General features: G+C 69.1%; 18 protein-coding genes. 4 read left to right on the plus strand and 14 right to left on the minus strand.

The annotated features are described in order from the left end of the window. Positions 1-154 precede the first annotated feature (154 nt). Together citZ and DP107_RS07615 are read left to right on the plus strand one after the other, a co-directional pair. Positions 155-1,315, plus strand: a complete 1,161-nt coding sequence (gene citZ / locus DP107_RS07610; protein ID WP_144261541.1) for a citrate synthase — start codon at positions 155-157, stop codon at positions 1,313-1,315. 743 nt (positions 1,316-2,058) lie between these two features. After that, complete coding sequence (locus DP107_RS07615) at positions 2,059-2,469, plus strand: gamma-glutamylcyclotransferase family protein (RefSeq protein WP_144261542.1); 411 nt, start codon at positions 2,059-2,061, stop codon at positions 2,467-2,469. A gap of 208 nt (positions 2,470-2,677) precedes the next feature. On the opposite strand, the gene DP107_RS07620 is transcribed toward DP107_RS07615, so the two are convergent. From DP107_RS07620 to DP107_RS07640, 5 genes are all read right to left on the minus strand, one after another. Beyond that, entirely contained in the window at positions 2,678-3,307 is a 630-nt protein-coding gene (locus tag DP107_RS07620; protein WP_144261626.1) for a DUF502 domain-containing protein, read from the minus strand. Positions 3,308-3,590: 283 nt separating this feature from the next. Next, positions 3,591-4,334 carry a beta-ketoacyl-ACP reductase gene (locus DP107_RS07625; RefSeq protein WP_144261543.1) on the minus strand — a complete coding sequence of 248 codons (744 nt, stop codon included), beginning with the start codon at positions 4,332-4,334 and terminating at the stop codon, positions 3,591-3,593. A gap of 69 nt (positions 4,335-4,403) precedes the next feature. Further along, the gene (gene phaC / locus DP107_RS07630; protein ID WP_144261544.1) at positions 4,404-5,840 is read right to left on the minus strand and encodes a class III poly(R)-hydroxyalkanoic acid synthase subunit PhaC; all 1,437 of its coding nucleotides are present in this window, start codon (positions 5,838-5,840) and stop codon (positions 4,404-4,406) included. A 1-nt stretch (position 5,841) separates the two neighbouring features. Continuing rightward, positions 5,842-6,384, minus strand: coding sequence for a poly(R)-hydroxyalkanoic acid synthase subunit PhaE (locus tag DP107_RS07635; protein WP_144261545.1), 543 nt, complete (start codon positions 6,382-6,384; stop codon positions 5,842-5,844). A gap of 150 nt (positions 6,385-6,534) precedes the next feature. Continuing rightward, positions 6,535-6,873, minus strand: coding sequence for an AbrB/MazE/SpoVT family DNA-binding domain-containing protein (locus DP107_RS07640; RefSeq protein ID WP_144261546.1), 339 nt, complete (start codon positions 6,871-6,873; stop codon positions 6,535-6,537). Positions 6,874-7,008: 135 nt separating this feature from the next. On the opposite strand from DP107_RS07640, the gene DP107_RS07645 reads away from it, so the two are divergent. Then, complete coding sequence (locus DP107_RS07645; RefSeq protein ID WP_144261547.1) at positions 7,009-7,659, plus strand: MaoC family dehydratase; 651 nt, start codon at positions 7,009-7,011, stop codon at positions 7,657-7,659. A 10-nt stretch (positions 7,660-7,669) separates the two neighbouring features. Here DP107_RS07645 and DP107_RS07650 read toward each other — a convergent pair whose 3' ends face one another. The 3 genes from DP107_RS07650 to DP107_RS07660 form a co-directional block, all read right to left on the minus strand. Then, complete coding sequence (locus tag DP107_RS07650) at positions 7,670-8,548, minus strand: alpha/beta fold hydrolase (protein WP_185977221.1); 879 nt, start codon at positions 8,546-8,548, stop codon at positions 7,670-7,672. Between the two features lie 133 nt (positions 8,549-8,681). Beyond that, on the minus strand, positions 8,682-9,002 hold the full coding sequence (locus DP107_RS07655; RefSeq protein ID WP_144261549.1) for a 2Fe-2S iron-sulfur cluster-binding protein: 321 nt from the start codon (positions 9,000-9,002) through the stop codon (positions 8,682-8,684). Beyond that, positions 8,999-9,205 carry a selenium-binding protein SBP56-related protein gene (locus DP107_RS07660; RefSeq protein WP_272949833.1) on the minus strand — a complete coding sequence of 69 codons (207 nt, stop codon included), beginning with the start codon at positions 9,203-9,205 and terminating at the stop codon, positions 8,999-9,001. The genes DP107_RS07655 and DP107_RS07660 overlap by 4 nt, the downstream gene beginning before the upstream one ends. 185 nt (positions 9,206-9,390) lie before the next feature. Here DP107_RS07660 and DP107_RS07665 point away from each other — a divergent pair, with 185 nt between their 5' ends. Continuing rightward, positions 9,391-9,714: a hypothetical protein gene (locus DP107_RS07665; protein WP_144261550.1), complete on the plus strand. Its 324-nt coding sequence runs from the start codon at positions 9,391-9,393 to the stop codon at positions 9,712-9,714. Positions 9,715-9,990: 276 nt separating this feature from the next. Here the strand turns inward: DP107_RS07665 and DP107_RS07670 are convergent, their stop codons facing one another. The 6 genes from DP107_RS07670 to DP107_RS07695 all read right to left on the minus strand — a co-directional run bounded on the left by DP107_RS07670 (position 9,991) and on the right by DP107_RS07695 (position 17,171). Next, on the minus strand, positions 9,991-11,046 hold the full coding sequence (locus tag DP107_RS07670; RefSeq protein ID WP_272949834.1) for a tyrosine-type recombinase/integrase: 1,056 nt from the start codon (positions 11,044-11,046) through the stop codon (positions 9,991-9,993). Next, on the minus strand, positions 10,973-12,607 hold the full coding sequence (locus tag DP107_RS07675; RefSeq protein ID WP_238330816.1) for a selenium-binding family protein: 1,635 nt from the start codon (positions 12,605-12,607) through the stop codon (positions 10,973-10,975). The genes DP107_RS07670 and DP107_RS07675 overlap by 74 nt, the downstream gene beginning before the upstream one ends. Positions 12,608-12,769: 162 nt before the next feature. Further along, positions 12,770-13,312 carry a KEOPS complex subunit Cgi121 gene (gene cgi121, locus DP107_RS07680; RefSeq protein ID WP_394348533.1) on the minus strand — a complete coding sequence of 181 codons (543 nt, stop codon included), beginning with the start codon at positions 13,310-13,312 and terminating at the stop codon, positions 12,770-12,772. 16 nt (positions 13,313-13,328) lie between these two features. Next, entirely contained in the window at positions 13,329-15,593 is a 2,265-nt protein-coding gene (locus DP107_RS07685; protein WP_144261552.1) for an ATP-dependent DNA helicase, read from the minus strand. A 225-nt stretch (positions 15,594-15,818) separates the two neighbouring features. Next, positions 15,819-16,991, minus strand: coding sequence for a cell division protein FtsZ (gene ftsZ, locus DP107_RS07690; RefSeq protein WP_144261553.1), 1,173 nt, complete (start codon positions 16,989-16,991; stop codon positions 15,819-15,821). A 3-nt stretch (positions 16,992-16,994) separates the two neighbouring features. Continuing rightward, a complete protein-coding gene (locus DP107_RS07695) occupies positions 16,995-17,171 on the minus strand; it encodes a ribbon-helix-helix domain-containing protein (RefSeq protein WP_144261554.1) in 177 nt (58 codons plus the stop codon). Positions 17,172-17,513 lie beyond the last annotated feature (342 nt).

The following is a 17,513-nucleotide window of genomic DNA, read 5'->3' on the forward strand; positions in this document are numbered from 1 at the left end:
GACACGTCTCCGCGACACATACACCGGTAGCGGCCGCGAGACGGCTCGCTCCGCGATACGCCCCCGCGGCGGGCGGCCGCCGTACTGCCCGTCCGTGCATCGGTAATGTGGCAAACGGCAACCCTTTTGCCGGCAGCCAGGGAATCAGAATCGTATGAGCGAGAGCGAGGAACTGCACAAGGGCCTAGAGGGTATGCTGGTCGCCGAATCCGCGCTCAGCTACATCGATGGGAGCGTCGGCAAACTCGTCTACCGGGGCTACGATATCGAGGAGCTAGCCCGGAACGCGAGCTACGAGGAGGTGCTCCATCTGCTCTGGCACGGGCACCTGCCCGACGCCGGGGAGTTCGACGCGTTCACTGGCGCCATCACCGAGGAGCAGTCCGTCGACGACACCGTCCTCGAGGCGCTGGCGGGCCTCGCCGCGGCCGACGAGAGCCCCATGGCCGCGCTCCGGTCGGGCGTGTCGATGCTGTCGGCCTCGGATTCCGACGACGCCGACCCCCGCGACCCCGAGGCCGCGCTGGCGAAGGGGCGTCGCATCACCGCGAAGCTCCCGACGCTGCTCGCGGCCTACGACCGCCTCCGTCGCGGCGAGGACACCATCGAGCCCCACGCGGACCTCTCGCTCGCAGCGAACTTCCTCTACATGCTCACCGGCGAGGAGCCCGACGACGCCGCGACCGAGGCGATGGACCAAGCCCTCGTGCTCCACGCCGACCACGGGCTCAACGCCTCGACGTTCACCGCGATGGTCGTCGCCAGCACGTTCGCCGACATGTACTCGGCCGTGACGGCCGGCGTCGGCGCGCTCTCGGGGCCGCTCCACGGCGGCGCCAACCAGGACGTGATGGAGCTGTTCTTCGAGATCGAGGCGCAGGGCGCCGACCCCGTCGAGTACGTCACGACGAAGCAGGGCGACGAGGACGGCTGGCGGGTCCCCGGCTACGGCCACCGCGTCTACGAGGTGAAGGACCCCCGCGCGAGGATCCTGGAGCAGCGCGGCAAGGAGCTCACCGCGGCCTCCGGCGACACCTCGTACTACGACTACGCCAAGGCCATCGAGCGGTTCTTCACCGAGGAGAAGGGCCTGGCCGAGCGCGGCATCGCGCCCAACGTCGACTTCTTCTCCGGGACGGTCTACCACCAGCTCGGCATCCCGGTCGACATGTACACACCCATCTTCGCGATGAGCCGAGCCGGCGGCTGGATCGGCCACGTCCTGGAGTACCAGGAGGACAACCGCCTCATCCGGCCGCGCGGCCGCTACGTCGGCCCCGAGGACAGCGAGTTCGTCCCGCTCGACGAGCGGTAACCACCCCCGCCCGGCCCCCCGCTCTCCCCGTCACCCGCCTCGCGAGCCACGGCCGCCGCGGCCGCATCCATCCCGTTCCCCCTCGCCCGGTTCTCTCCCGGGCCACGGTGTCCGACGCCCCCGGCCAGAACGTCTGGGACGGTCGGTCCCCATCCTGCCGTCCTGTCGCTGGCCCCGGTGCTCGCGCTCCCCACGTCGCTCGCCGCTCCTGGTCCCACGGCGGGTCTGACGGCGGGCCTCGACGATAGAGTCGGCCGTCGGGTCGTTCCTCCGGACCGTGACCGGCCCCGAGGGGCTCGCACTGGTGTTCCTCTCCTCCGTCCTCTGTGCCGTCGTGCTGCCGTTTCCCGTCGCCTGGGCCGGTCGCAGGGCGAACTACTGGCTGTCGTCGCCGTCGCGAGCGCGGCGAAGGTGGCCGTCTCGTCCGCCCCGGTCATCCGCCTCGTCGAGCGGATGCCCCGGCCCCGGCCCGATAACAGCCTGACCGCCCGGCTCGCCGGCGTGACCGACCGGCACGGCTACCTCGGACTCGCCGGCGTGCTCGCGCTCCCCTTCGCGCCCGACACCGCCGTCATCTACGCGTTCAGCGTTGTCGAGCCGCGCCGCGCCCGCTTCGCGGCTGCCGCGCTCGCCGGTCCCTTCGCCTGGCCATCGTCGCCGGCGTCGCGAACGCGGTGCTGTCGCTGGTCTGAGCCGGTGCCCCGACCGACAGCCACAGGCCGCCCGGGACCACACGATGGCGTATGCTGGTCTTCGTCTACGGGACGCTGACGGACCCCGACCGCGCCGAGCGGGCCCTCGGCCACTCCCCGGAGTTCGTCGGCGCCGCCACGCTCGCGGGCTGTCGCCGGGTCGACGGTGAGTACCCGACGCTGGCCCCCGGCGGCTCGTGCGAGGGGCGCCTGCTCCGCGTCGACCGCCCGCGACTCGCCCGACTCGACGCCTACGAGGGCGTCGACCGCGGGCTCTATGCCCGCGTCTCCGTCCCGTTCGCCCCCGGGCCGGACGCGGGGACGCTAGGGACTGTCGAGACCTACGTTGGCGACCCCGACCGGCTGGACGCCCCCACGACCTGGCCCGGCGACGGCTCGCTCCCGACGCGGGTGGAGGCGTACCTCCACGAGGAGGACGTGGTCGTCCGACGGACGGAGTGAGTGGCTACAACCGCGCGCTCTCGGCGCGCGTTTCACCGGCATGAGGACGCGGAGTCCTCGCGAGCGCAGCGGGCGAGCTGTCCCGGAGCTCTGCTCCGGCTGAGCGCCCGAGTGCTGGCATCCTCTCTGGACGTTCTCCCGGCGAGTGGATGCCGCGGCGCTCGCCGGAGGCGAGAGCGAGGCCCCCGAGCCGGCAGAGGAGCTCGCGTCAGTCGTCGTCTGCCGGGCTGGCGGGGCCCTCCTCGGCCACGTCGACCAGCGACTGCTCGTTCGACTCGCCGAACCCGGCGCTGAGGATGCGCGTCAGGGCGTCCTCGACGCGCTCGTTCGTCTCCTCGTACCGGTCGGGGGGGACCTCGATGACGAACCCGGTGGTGATGTTCGGCGCGGTCGGCAGGAAGAGCACGTCCCGGCCGTCCTCGGTCTGTTTACCGGTCTTGAAGGCGGTCATCCGTAGTCCGTCCCAGACCTCCAGTTTCACCGGCGCCTGCAGTTCCTCGGTCCCCGAGACGGCCGTCTCGACCGCCATCTTCGACGCGTTGTACACCACCCGCAACCCCGGGAGCCGGTTGACGAGCCCGTCGATCCCCTCCTCCATGAGGTCGCCCAGCGCGGTGCGCATCAGGTAGCCCACCGACAGCACGAGGAGGCTGACAACTACGAGGAGGACGAGCACGCCCAGCAGCTCCGCGAGGAACGGGCTGCCGTACACCTCCTGTGGCAGCGGTGAGGGCACCCGCGCGAGCTGGGTGTACAGCCACGCGATGATGTACGCCGTCACCAGGATGGGGAAGACGACGATGAGCCCGCGGGCGGTGTCTCGTTTCCAGGACGACATTCCGCTATTCATCGTGAGTGTACGGCGCGTAATCAGCGTATCCCTTGCTCAGTGCTCGAGGCCGGAGTCGGGTCCGGTTCCGATGGGGGAACGGCGTCCGGGGCCTCCACGGACTGCCACCATGCTCGCAGCGACGACGGGACTGCCCCCGGGGCCCGCGAGGGCTTCGAAGACGGTCACGTCGCCGTCGCCATGGGAGCGTCCGAGCGGGGGTGATGGAGCGTGCCCGGGGCGTATCCGGAACGAACCGGGACGCCGGGGACAGCGCGCGAACGTTCCGACTCTACCACTCCATCCCGCCGTTGACGGCGAGGATCTGCCCCGTCATGTAGGAGGCGTCCTCGCTGGCGACGAAGCGGACGATACCGGCCACGTCGTCGACGGTGGCGAACCGGTTGAGCGGGATGCGGTCGAGGATCTTCTCCTGGACGCGCTCGGGGACCGTCTCCAGCATGTCCGTGGCGACGAACCCGGGCGCGACGCAGTTCGCCGTCGAGCCGGAGGAGGCCATCTCCAGGGCGATGGTCCGGGTGAACCCGAACAGCCCGGACTTGGTCGTCGCGTAGTTGGCCTGGCCGTAGTTGCCCTGCTGGCCGACCACGGAGGAGATGTTGATGAGGCGACCGTCCTCGGCCTCGCAGAGGTCCTCGAAGCAGGTCTTCGTGCAGTTGAACACGCCGCCCAGGTTCACGTCGATGACGCGCTGCCAGTCCTCGCGGGTCATGTTCGCGAACTTCTTGTCGACCGTGATGCCGGCGTTGTTCACCAGCACGTCGACGGGTCCCCACTCGTCCCGGACGAACTCGACCATCGCCTCTACCTCCGCCATCTTCGAGACGTCCGCCTGGGCCGGGATGGCCCGGCCGTCGCAGTCGTCCTCGATGTGGTCACACACCTCGTGGGCCAGCTCCTCGGAGGACCGGTAGTTGATGACGATGTCCGCCCCGTAATCGCCGAGCTCCTTCGCCACACCGCGACCGATACCACGCGACGCCCCCGTCACGAGGCAGGTCTGTCCGTCGAGCATGTGACACACGTACGCGCGGCAGGGGAAATACGTATCGTCGGTCGCGGGGGTCGGTGTCCCGTCCTCGGGTCAGTCCCCCGCCTGCCCGACCCAGCTCTCGGCGCGGCTCGTGCCGACGCCGGCCAGCTCGGCCACCCGCTCGACGTCGGCCGCGGCGAGTTCGGCGACCGTGACGATGCCGCCGTCACGGAGTCGCTCGGCGTAGGTCGGCCCGATGCCGTCGACCTCCTCTAAGTCGCCGCCCTCCGGGCCCGCGGGGTCGACGTCCTCGGCGTGGACCTCGGCGGCGGCCTCGTCGGACGTGACGCCCTCCTCTATGGCGGCCTCGTGATCGATGTCGATATCGATCCCAGCGGCGTCCGCGACGGCCTCCTCGACCGCAGCGAGGTGTTCGGGGTCGGTCGCGGACTTCTCGAGGTACCACTCCGCCACCCGGGGCCAGACGTCCCGGTGCGAGGAGCCCGACACCGCCAGCCCGATGTGGCCGGTCGAGTACTCGATGATCTCCGTGTCGTCGCTGCCGATGACCTCGTTGAACGGCTTGGAGGCGTCGGCCGGGATGAGGTGGTCGTACTCGCCCATGATCTGGAGGACCGGCATGTCGATCTCGGCGAGGTCGACGTGCTTCCCGTCGAGGACCAGTTCGTTGTTGTACAGCTTGTTCCCCTGGTAGACGTCCTCCAGGAACTGGACGTACGTGTCGCCGGCGACGTCGATGCCCTCGTCGAGCCACCGCTCCATCCGCGCGAAGTTCTCCACGAAGTCGTCGTTCTCGACGTTGTCGAAGAAGCGGGCGTACTTCGAGACGTAGTTGGCGACGGGGTCCATCAGCGCGAAGCCGACGTCCAGCATCTCCGCGGGCATGTTGCCGAACGCCTCGGGCACGTCCCGGGGGTCGTAATGCTCGTCATCGCCCCACAGTTCGAGGACGCCGCCGGTACCGTCGAAGCAGAGGCCGGCGGCCATCAGCCCGAGTGTGCGGACCTTCTCCGGGTTGAGCGCGGCGTACATCGCGGTGAAGGTCCCGCCCATGCAGTAGCCCAGGATGTTGATGCTGTCCTGGCCGGAGCGCTCGCGGACCACGTCGACGCAGTTGTCGATGTAGCGCTCGACGTAGTCGTGTATCGTGAGGTGCCGGTCGAGCCGGGAGGGCTCGTTCCAGTCGATGAGGTAGACGTCGTGACCCGCCTCCAGCAGCCGCCGCACGACCGAGCGGTCGGGCTGCAGGTCCAGGATGAACGGCTTGTTGATGAGCGCGTAGACGATGAGGATGGGGACGTCGTGTTGGGTCTCGGTCTGGGACTCGTAGTGGAGCAGCTCCAGCTTGTTCTCCGTGTAGACGACCTCGCTGGGGGTGGTGCCGACCTCGACGGAGTCGAGCCGCTCGAGCTGGTCCGGGAGGACCTCGCCCGTCTCGACCGACTCCTGCATCGCCTCGGCCGCCTCGCGCTGGGTGTTCATCGCCAGCCGGAACGGGTCGAAGGACCGCTCGCCCTCGCTGGCCATCTCATGCACCCCCGTCCTCGAGCTGCTTCAACACGCGGTCGAGCTTCGACTCGACGGCGTGCTGGCGGCGCTCCAGCTCGACCAGCCGCTCGCCCACCTCGTCGAGCTGCGTGCCGGTCGGCATCCCCATCCGCTCCAGGGTGTCCTCGCTCGCCTCGTTCACCTCTGACTGCATCTCCATCATCGACTCGACGAGCTGGCCGTTGGCCGCGGCGAAGGCGCTCGTGTCCATGACCTCCTTGAACGCCTCGTTGGCGCTCTGGAGCCAGATGTCACGGAGCTCGGTGAACGAGACGTCCTCGCCGGCCGCGGCGTCCTCCGTCCGCTCGACGAGCTGCTCGGCGGCGTCCATCCACACCTCGTAGGCCTGGGCGTAGCCCTCCATCCCGTCGGCGAACTCGTCCTCGTCGGGAACCGACGACTCCATCGCCTCGGTCCAGGACTCCATGAAGGCCGACTGGGCCTCCATGCTGCCCTCCATCGATTCGCTCATCCGCTCCGCCATCTCCGCCCACTGTGATCCGAACTCGTATGAATCGCTCATGATGTACTAGCCGTTTATCACAGCTATGAAGACATAAGTGTGGGTGTGGCGCGTGTCGGCGGGGGGCAACGGGCTCGGGTTGGAACGCGTCGCCCTGTCGATTCCCGGCGTCAGACGGCCCGAGAGCCCCGTCTCTGCGGCCGCGTCGCGTCAGTCGTCCCCGTCGCGCTTGCGCTTGACCGGGATGACGACCGTCTGGACGATGTCGCCCTCCTCGATGTCGAGCGCCTCGCGCTCGGCGTCCGGGATGGAGATGCGCCCCCCGGACTGGACCCGGGTCTTGAACGTCGCCGTCTGTGCCATCGCACTGAGCTGCGGGGCGAGCCCGCCGCCGCCCTCGCCGCCGGCACCCGCCGCGCCGGTCACGCCACCGCCGCCCAGGACCTGCTGGAGCATGCGCTGCTGCTGGCGAGTGGCCCCCTCGGCGGCCTCCTGCAGGTTCTTCAGCACCGTCGGCGTGAACAGCCCGTCGTCCTCGTCGTCTGCCATGATGGCGTCGCTAACGATGGCGAACGGTTAAAACTTGCGCGATTCACCACCTGAGGGCAACGAATACCGTCGAATGCCATGCCTTTCGGCCGAACCGGTGTGGTTTTGTGTGCGTGGGCGCGTACGTACTGTGCAATGAGTTCCGACTCCGGCTATCCGTCGTTCGTCGACTACTGGTCGCGAACCTCCACGGCGATGTTCGAGGGGCTGATCGAGGCGAACCGCGCCGCCGCGACCGCGTTCACCGGGGTCGGGCCGGCCGACACCACGAGTGCCGACGGCGGCAGCGACGGACAGGACGACGAGCGCGGCGCCCGCGCCGAGGAGCGCATCGCCGCCGACGAGGACCTCCCGGAGTGGGAGACGAATCTCGAGGCCGACGGGCAGACGCTCTCGGTCGGGGACCGGGTCCGGTTCACCAAGCGGCTCACGGCCGCCGATGTCGACCGGTTCGCGGCCGCCTCGGGGGACACCAACCCGCTCCACCTCGACGAGGAGTGGGCCGCGGACACCCGCTTCGGCGACACCATCGCCCACGGCACGCTCGTCGCGGGCACCATCAGCGCCGCGCTCGCGCGGCTCCCGGGCGGCGTCGTCTACCTCTCGCAGGACCTGGAGTTCCGAGCCCCCGTCGATATCGGCGCCCGCGTCACCGCCGACATCGAGGTCGTGGAGGCGCTCGGCGGCGACCGGTTCCGCCTCCGCACCACCGTCGAGTCCGAGGACGCCACCGTCATCGATGGCGAGGCGGTCGTCCTCATCGAGGACGTCCCGCCGCGGAACTGACGACATCTCCTCACTCCGCCAGGAACCCGCGGACCACGCGCTCGAACCGGTCGGGTGCCTCGCGGGGGGTCCAGTGGCCACAGTCCCCGAACAGCTCCAGCGACGCCCCCGTCCGCTCGGCCGCCCGTTCGGACCACGACGCCGGGAGCAACGGGTCCCGTTCCCCGTGGACGAACAGCGTCTCGGGCACGAGCGCGTCGAGCCAGCCGCTGTAGTCCGTCCGGAGCCCGCCGGGGCGGAACTCGTCGCGCTGCCAGGACGCCACCGTCCGACCGACAGCCGCCGACGCCACCGCCTCGTGCACGTCCGTCACCAGGTCCTCCGGCGGGGCGCCGCCGGTCATCGTCCGGAGGTGTTCGCGGACGGTCGCCCGGCTGCTCCCGATGCCCGCCCACCAGCCCCGATGCGCCAGCGGCGTCCGGAGCATCGCCGCCGCGGCCGGTCGCCACGGCGCGTCCGCGCCCAGCCCGTAGCTGTTGACCAGTACCAGCCGCTCGACGTCGTGGTCGAGCGCGTGGCCGAGCGCCACCCCGCCGCCCATCGAGACGCCGACCAGCGCCGGGGCGTCGAGGCCGCGGTCCGCGAGGAAGGCCCGGAGCGCCCGCGCGAAGAGGTCCGTCGTGTACGAGAGCCGGGGCTTCTCGCTCTCGCCGTGCCCCGGCAGGTCCGGCGCGTACACCCGCCGTTCGTCGGCCAGCGCGGGCAGTAGGTGCCGCCATGACACGTCGGCCGCGTCCAGCCCGATGCCGTGCAGTAGCACCACCGGCGGGGCGCCGGCGGGCCCGGCGACCCGGTAGCTGACCGTCGTCTCGCGGGGGTTTCCGCGGCCGTCTCCCGTCTCCAGGGTCGTCGCCCGGCGCTCACCCCGTGGCCCTGTCGGCTCGTTCACGACACGACTGATGCGACCGAGGGGTAATCGCGTTTCGGGTGGTGATGGGGACAGGATAGAACCGTATGAGATGCGGGATTACCGCCGAAGATGGCCTGTTTTCCGGGAACATCGCTACGAACGAACGGGAGACTCACTTCCACGGGTTCTGCGTCAGCTCTCCGGCCACCGCGCTGCCGACCCGGAGGCGGCAGTCGCTCGTCGGGACGGCGATACAGGGCAGCACGTAGCCGGCCTCGCGGTGGCGCGACTTCAGCGCCCGCGGCTCCCGCCGATGGTCGACGCTCCCCGCGAGCAACTCCGCCGTGCAGGTCGCGCAGGCCCCCGTCAGGCAGCCGAAGGGGAGCGGCTCGTCGGCGCGCTCGGCGGCCGCCACTACCGTCTCGTCGTCCGCCGCCGATATCGTCACCCGGCGACCGTCCGTCCACTCCAGCACGACCCGGTACGTGCTCACTGCCAGACGTCGCTGGTGCAGTCCCCGTCCGGCCACCGGATCTCGTGGGCTCGGGCCGGGCCCGCGGGCATCTCGCCGAAGTCGACGAGGAACTCCTGGTCCAGCGTCATCGTCCCGCGGCGGGGGTCCACGTCGGCCTTCAGCATCACCGAGCCGCGCTCGCCCTCCTCCGGGTAGAACTGTTCTCCTCGTGGGAGATACAGAAGTCACCTATATTATTCTGCTTTGCGGACGCCCTGCCGGACGCCGACCGGCCGCAACTCCCTCCGGGGTTTAATACCCCCTTTAACCCAGATTTGGGGGGTCCAGTCGCCCCGGCCGGCGCCGCCCCCGCTCGGAGGACGTATATCACGCTCGCGTCGCACGACCATCTGAATGAGGTGGCGCCGTGAGCGATTCGGTCTCGGCGGTGCTCTCGACTGCGTTTGGCGCCGCTGTGGTGGCGGCGGGGGCGTGGTATCTGTCCGAGCGTTCGGCCGTGGGTAGCGCCCCGGACCCGGACCCGGACTCGCTGCTTGCGGGTTTTGGTGTTGAGGGGCACCGCGAGTGCTTCAAGAGTGGGCAGGCCCGGTGCGGGAGGGGACGCGCCGAGGAGACGAACCAACGGCGGTGTCCGTATATGTTCCCGCAGAACGTGGGTATGTCCCGGCCGGAGCGCAAGCGGCTGGAGTCGATGGTGCAAGCCGAGGAGCGACAGAGCGGGGGGCGGTAGGTGAGTAGCCCCATGGGTGTAGTCTTTCGAGCGATTGAGCGGCCGTCTGCGGGCGCTCACGACCGTCGTGGAGACGCGACGCTCAGCGCACCGTGTTGGTCGCTCGGGAACGGAGGTGAGGGCGTTACGCGCCGCTGAGGAGTGCTGAAAGGACGGGAGAAGCCCCGTCCAACACTATTTTATGATTCTCTCTCCGGACTCAAAGGCGTTTCGGCGGTTGACGCCGTCGGAGATGCTGACGCGACTCGCCGGTCGATGCCGACCGCGAGCGGCGCGTCAGTCGTCGGCGTTCATCAACTGGTCAATCTCGTCCGGGCCGAGGCTGGTCATGCCCTCGGCGATGTCCTCGGGGTCCGCTCCGTCGTCGCGCGCCATCTGCTGTTGCATCCAGGTTCCGAGGTTGTTGGCGAAGTCGGCCAGCAACTCGGCGTCGTGCCGGCCGTGGTCCTCGGCGGGGATACCGCCCTCACCCGGGACGCTGGGGTCCGTTTCCTCCTCGGCGCGGTGGGTGAGCGGCTGCTCGCAGTTGGGGCACCGTTCGGCGCCCTCCGGGAACCCGTCGCCACACTCGTCGCAGCGGTCGAGAGTCGGGCGTCCGATGATGGGTGTTCCGCCCGGGGAGGTCGGGTAGCCGAGCTTCTCCCGGATGGAGTCGTTCGTCAACTCGTCGGCCAGCGTGACGTAGGTGCTGAACTGACTGCTGTCGCCGTCCCAGTCGACGGTCTGCTTGATTTGCTGCTCGTTCAGATCCTCCAGGGCCAGCCGAGTGATAGCTGTGTGTCGGAACAGGTGGGGGTAGACGTTCTTTTCCAGCCCGGCACGGTCGGCAATCCGATTGATGTGGTCGCGGATGGTCTGGTCGTGCATGGTGTCGCCGGTGTCGTCGGTGTGAGGGGCGTTCGGGTAGGAGCAGAACACGGCGGGGTCTTCGTCGTCGTCGGCGGCGTAGGGATGCACGTCCAGCCACTCGCGGAGGTAGTGTTTCGCCCACAGGAGGCTCTTAGACCCGCTGGCGCCCTTCAGGGCCGCTTCTTCGCTGTTCAGCCGGACTGTCATGGTCGGGCCGTCTTCTTCGACGTGTCGGAGCCGGAGGGTTCGGAGAGCATCCGAGCGGAGGCCCGTGGCGAGCGCGACCGCGATGTAGGCGCGCATCCGGGGGTCGTCGTAACACGCTTTCAGCAGCGCGTCAACGTCCTCCTGAAACAGCAGGTCGTCGGGAAAGAGGTCCCGCCCATCGTAGTCGTCTATCTCTACGTCGTCAGGACTGATGTCGGAGTCCTCCCGATAGCGATAGAAGACTCTGAGGGCCTTCTGGTGGTTGGTGACGCCGATACCGTCGTCTTTGACTTCGGGATGATGTCCTTCTCGAAACTGGTTCAGAACCTCCAGAACGTCGGTCAGGTCTGCGTCTACGAGGGGCGTGTCCATTCCTTCGGCAACTTTCCGGAGGTGGAACAGGTGAGATTCGACGGTGGCGAGGCTGATATCGCGGGCCTGGTCGTGGGTCTTGAAATCCATCACGGCGCTGTGGGTATCTTCCGTGACAAGGCCATCTTCGACGGCTTGGGTCCAGCGCCGGACCTCGCCATCGAGTTTCTCGCGGTACTTTTCCGACATGGCTTACGCCGTGCTTGCGACCGGAGAATAACAAAGGCTTTGTCTGATTGTCCCACGAGGAGAACAGCGAGGTGGTCCAGTAGAGCCGCTCGCCGTCGAGGCTGAGCTGGAGCATCTGTGGTCCGCCGACCACCTTCCGCTCGCCCTCGATGGGGTGGTCCGGGCCGAAGTGGCCGCCGGCCCAGACCCGGTCCACGTATCGTGGGTTCCTCGGGTCCGAGACGTCGTACATCCGGACGTCCCCGTGGAGCCAGTTCGAGAAGAACAGGTACCGGTCGTCCATCGAGACCAGCAGGTCGGTCACCAGCCCGGGGACGGGCATGTCCCAGTCCTCGTGCTCGCGGGCCTCGACGTCGATGACCTTCTCGGCCGCGTAGCGGCCCGGCCCCGAACCGGGCGTTGTCTCGACCTGATGGAAGTTGAAGACGTTCGAGGAGAGCGCCGCGCCGACGAACCCGTGGGTCGAGACCGGGGAATGGAGGAAGCGCACCTCCAGCGGGATGAGCCCCTCCTCCCCCAGGTCGATGGTCTGCTCGACGGTCTTCCCCTCCCAGTTCCAGACGTGGAGCCGTCGGCCGTACTCCCCCGCCTCGACGTCGTCGAGGTCGAACCCGGGGTAGTAGGTCGTCGGGGCCGCCCACTCCGTCGACACCATCACGTTCTGCCGGGGCTGGTACCAGAAGTCGTAGTTGAGTTCGATCTCGCCCGGTGGCTCCCAGCGCCCGTCGACGGAGAAGTCCGACTCGTCCAGTTCGAGGAATCCGCCCGGCAGCTCCCCGTCGGCGTCGCCCAGCATCGAGAGGACGATCTGCCCGTCGGGGATGCAGTGGACGGTGTGGGGGGCGCTCAGGTCCTCGTCGAACACCTCCCCTGGCTCGATGACCCGCTCCAGTTCGGGCTCGCGCCGGTCCGCCGTGTCGACGACGTGGATGCGCGAGGAGCGCTGCCCGGGGATGACGAGGTGGCGCCGCTCCAGGCCGCCGACGTGACAGGAGGAGGAGCAGGCGTTCCACCCGAAGTGGTGGAGTTCGTCGCCGCGGTTGGGCATCTCGACGCGGTCGACCACCTCCGCGTACGTCGCCGAGTCCGGGTCGAGGTCGACGACCGCCAGGAAGTCCGGCGCGTCCACGTCCGTCCCGACGTACAGCCCCATCACGTAGGCCAGCTCCTCGGGGTCGGACTCCTCGATCGCCGCCTGCGGGGTGGCGTACCCTGGCCCCTCGTGGTCGTGGTCATGGTCGTGCGTCGCGTCCGCGCTGTGTTCCGTGTCACTCATACCGGGCGGGTCGGCCCCCCGAGGTAGTGTGTCCGAGGATACCGGCCGCCGCTGCCGCCGCGTGTGACGGGCCGTTCGGGAGCTACAGCCCCCGAAAGCGGTCGAATCCACCGGTAATGTGGCGTGTTATCGCGACCCGAGAAGCGGCAAGGATTGTGACGTCTACCGCTCGACCACCAGCAGCGCGACGCGTTCCCGGACCACCGCCGGCAGGCCCGCGGCGGTCGCCGCCAGCTCGGTCGACCCGATGTCGAAGAAGGCCCGCACCCGGTCGGGGTCGTAGTCCCCCAGCGCTTCGGCCGGCTCGAGCAGCTCCCGGACCGCCTCCGCGGCCGCGGCCTCGGCCGCCGTGTCGCCGGCGCCGTCACCGGGTCGCCCGTCCACCAGCACGACCGTCGGGGTCGCCCCCGGGCCGACGCCGAGCTCCAGCGCCCGGTCGATCTGCCGGCGGCCGGCAGCGTACAGCAGTATCTCGACGGCGCGGTCCCGGGCGATGCCGTCGCCGCGGGCCCGCTCGCGGTCGGCGAGCTCGACGGCCCGTTCGAGATGCCGGCGCCCGGTCACGAGCCGGGCGTCGAACGCCTGCACGGTCACGCCGTGCGTGTCGGCCATGGCGCCGAGGCGGCCGACCAGCGCGTCGACGTCCTCGAACACCGGGACGTCGTCGGCCGTCGCCGCGTCCGCGTCGTCCCCGACGTGGACGATACCCTCCACCAGCACGTCAGAAGTCACCCAGGCTGGACTGGTCGTCGTCGCCGCCGTCCAGGACGGGCGCGGCGTCCGGGTCCGGCTCCACGTCCGCCATCGAGGGGTCGGTGTGACCGGCCGCCTCCAGCACGTTCTCGGCGGTCTTCTCGCGCCCCCGGAGCGCCCCGAGCACGACCGGCTTGTTGGCGTTGCGGAGGTCGGCCCGGTCCTCGATGCCGGCCTCGTACAGCCGGCGGGCGCGTTTGCGCCCCACGCTCCGGACGCCCGCGAGGTCGACCAGCTCCTCGCGGACGCCGTGCTGGACCCGGACCCGCGCCTCGCGGACGGCGGGCGCGATACCGAGGTCGAGTTCGGCCGCCAGCTCCTCGGCCGCGCCCAGCAGCCACTCCGTGGTGTCGACCTTCCCGCGGATGTCGCCGGGGCCGACGCCGTAGCGCTCGGTGATGCGGTCCTCGTCGACCTCGTCGGCCCAGTCCTCCAGCAGCGTCGCGGTCTTCAGCGCCGCTAGCCAGTCCTCGAACGCGTCGTCGAACTCGCTGGGCAGGCGACCCAGGAACTCGGCCTCGCGCTCGTAGGCGAGCTCGGTGAACTCGTCCTGCTCGCCCGAGCGGAGGTAGAGCTGGTACATGTCCGGGGTGCGCGCGATGAGGTGGTAGAGCCCCAGTGCCGTCGGCGACCGGTCCGCCGCCCGGAGGCCGTCGATGATCTCCGCGGCGCTCATCGGGTCGAGGTAGAGCCGGGAGACGGTGTGGCCCATCCCCGTGGCCTCCAGCCGACCCCCCTCGGCGGTGATGAACCCGTTCGCCTCCAGATACCGGAGCATGTCGTCCATCACCCCCTCGAGGTAGGCGTCCTCGTCCGTCTGGCTGGCGTACAGCGTCTCCTGCAGGAACTCCAGCAGCCCCTCTCGCGAGTCGGCGAAGCCCGAGGCGACCGTGGCGAGGAGGTGGGTCCGCATCGCCGGCTCCGCGGCCAGCTTCGACCGCACGGGCTCGGGCTCGGCCCAGACGTACCGCTCGAACAGCTCGTCCAGTTCGTCGTGGCTCTTCGCGAGCAGTAGTGCCTCCCCGTACGGGTCCATCCCCGGCCGGCCGGCCCGGCCCATCATCTGATGGACTTCGAGCACGGACAGGGGCTGCATCCCGCCGGCCTCGCCGGAGTAGCGCCGCCAGTCCCGGACGACGACGCGCCGGGAGGGGGTGTTGACGCCCGCGGCCAGCGTCGGCGTCGCGGCGATACATTTGACGAGCCGGTCCCGGAAGGCGTCCTCGACCAGCGAGCGCATGGTGCTCGACAGGCCGGCGTGGTGGAAGGCGGCCCCCTTCTCGACGGCGTCGGCCAGGTCCTCGCTCGTCTCGGTGTCGTTGTCGTCACGGATCTCCGCGGCGATGTCCCGGAGCTCGGCCATCTCCTCCCCGGTCAGATGGTCGTTCGTCACGTTGGCCAGCCGCTTGGCCGCGCCCTCCGCGTTCCGGCGGCTGTTGACGAAGACGAGCGACGAGCCGCGCCCGTCGTCCGCCTCCCCGCCCGCTTCCTCCTCGTCGGCCGCCAGGGTGTCCCGGACGATGCTCTCGGTCGCCTTCTCGCCGCTCTGGCTGGGGAGGTGCTCCTGGCTCCCGTCGTCGAAGTGGAGCGCCTCGCCGAAGTGGACCCCCTTCCGGAGGTCGATGGGCCGCCACTCCGAGTCCACGAGGTCGGCGTCGAGCCAGTCGGCCAGCGCGTCGGCGTTGCCGATGGTCGCCGACAGCGCCACCACCTGCAGGCCGGGGTTGATCCGCCGGAGCTTCGCCAGCGTCACCTCCAGGGTGGGCCCGCGCTGGGCGTCGTCCACGAGGTGGACCTCGTCGGCGACCACGCAGTCCAGCCGGCTCAGCCAGGGCGCGTCGTTCCGGACCAGCGAGTCCACCTTCTCGGAGGTGGCGACGATGACGTCCTTCTCGCCGAGCCAGCGCTCCTCGGACTCGTAGTTGCCCGTCGAGACACCCACCTCGACGCCGTAGCGGGAGAACTCCTCGAACTCCTCGCGTTTCTCGGAGGCGAGCGCCCGCAGCGGGACGATGTAGAGCGCCTTCCCGCCGCGCTGGACCGCCGACAGCATCGCCAGCTCCGCGACCAGCGTCTTCCCCGACGCCGTCGGGACGCTCGCCACCAGCGAGTCGCCCTGGGTGACGCCGGCCTCGACCGCCTCGGCCTGGGGTGGATAGAGCTCCTCGATACCGTCCGCGCGGAGGTGCTCCGGGAGCCACTCGGGCACGCCCGCGACCTCGGAGACGTTCATTACGAGTTGATGGGCCGTCACCCCGTTTAAACTGTCGTGTGTACGGTGCCTGCCACCCCGTGGAGCGAAATCCTCAATCGCGCCCGGCCCGGTGCGAGCCCCGGCGCGTCCGACGACGAGCCGACATCTGTCAGACGAGTCTGTTGACAGCATAGGCCCGATTCAAGCGAAGAGAGAGTCTCTGAACCGTGTAGACGACCGCAAAGGAAATATCGGTTTCCGTATCTATCGGATAACGTCCAGACCGTTGTTCTTCTCGTTGGCCGTCTCGGGCTTGCCGCCATCGGTTTCGCCCACCCCGAAGGTGTCCGTGTTACCGGACTCTGGCGAGGCGTCGCCCTCGATGGCTGCGCGGGAGGCGTCGGCCTGCTTCTGGGTCGTCGGCCCGAGCACCTGTGCGGACTGGACGCCGGTCATGATGGCCATGACCCGCACCTTGCCCTTGTACTCGTCCTGGATACGGGCACCCCAGATGACGTTCGCGGAGGCCTCGAGCCGCTCCGTGATGCGCTGGGCGATGCCCTCGGCCTCCTTCAGCGTGAGGTCGGGGCCGCCCGTGATGTGGACGAGCCCGCCGGAGGCACCGCGGTAGTCGACGTCCAGCAGCGGGTGCTCCATCGCGTCGTTGACCACCTCCTCGGTCTTGTTCTTGTCCTGGGTCTCCCCGACGAGCATCACCGCGACCCCGCCCTGGTTCATGATTGAGGTCATGTCCGCGTAGTCCAGGTTGATCAGCGAGGGCTGGGTGATGGTCTCGGAGATGCCCTTGACGGTCTCGGCGATGATCTGGTCCATCACGGAGAACGCCTTCCCGATGGGGAGGTTGGGCACGTAGTCGAGCAGGCGGTTGTTGTCCAGCACGATGATCGAGTCGGCCTCGTTGCGCAGCTTCTCGAGACCCTCCTCGGCCTTGACCGTGCGGGCGCGCTCGACGTTGAACGGCGTCGACACCATGCCGACGACGATGGCGCCCTGCTCCTTGGCGATCTTCGAGACGACCGGGGCGGCGCCGGTCCCCGTCCCGCCACCCATGCCGGCGGTGACGAAGACGAGGTCGGCGTCGCCGATGACCTCCTTGACCGTCCCCTGGGCCATCTCGGTGGCGCGCTCGCCCATCGAGGGGTCGCCACCAGCTCCGAGCCCGTTGGTGAGGGACTTGCCGACGAGAATCTTCGTATCGGCCTCGATCATCTGCAGGTGCTGCTTGTCCGTGTTGATAGCGATGGTTTCGGCGCCCTCGACGCCGATGTTGTACAGTCGGTTGACGGTGTTGTTACCAGCACCGCCGGCGCCGACGATAACGATGCGCGGGTCACCGAAGTCGCCGGCGTCGTCGCCGTCCATGTGGCGGGACTCGGCCTCGGCGTTCTCCAGTGCGGAGTTGACGATGTCCTGCATCGTCTACACCTTGGCCCAGCCGCGCCGGTCGTTCGACCGGTCGCTGTCCTCGTGTTCGTTTAGCATCTCGCGGACGGCCGACCGGATCGCCTCGCTCCGGTTGGGGAACTCCCCCGTGTCGACCATTCGCTCGACTTCATCGATCTGCTGCTTCGGAATCCGTAGTGTCACACGCTCCATTGTTGTTAGCTCCCTTGTTGGTCGGCAAGACGGCGTTGCGGCACACACCCGCATGGGTCATACAGCGCGAAACCACACGACGGCGGCCGGATGTAATCCGTCCACCCGCGCTGTAAGACGACCGTCTTACGCAGCCGTATGCATAGACGGCTATTACTTAAACCTTGTCACGAGCGTATGACGCTCGTCGCACGACCCCGTAAACTGGGGTGAGACGGCCGAATACGGCGTTTACGGGTCCCCCGGTGGTCCCTGCACACCGATCTGAGGGGGTAAACTCGCCCGGGTCCGTCGGTTGCTCGTGGGTATTATCGGCCGTGATTACGTCGATTATCGGCGTCA

It is taken from the genome of Haloglomus irregulare (genome assembly GCF_007421925.1).
Lineage (GTDB): Archaea > Halobacteriota > Halobacteria > Halobacteriales > Haloarculaceae > Haloglomus > Haloglomus irregulare.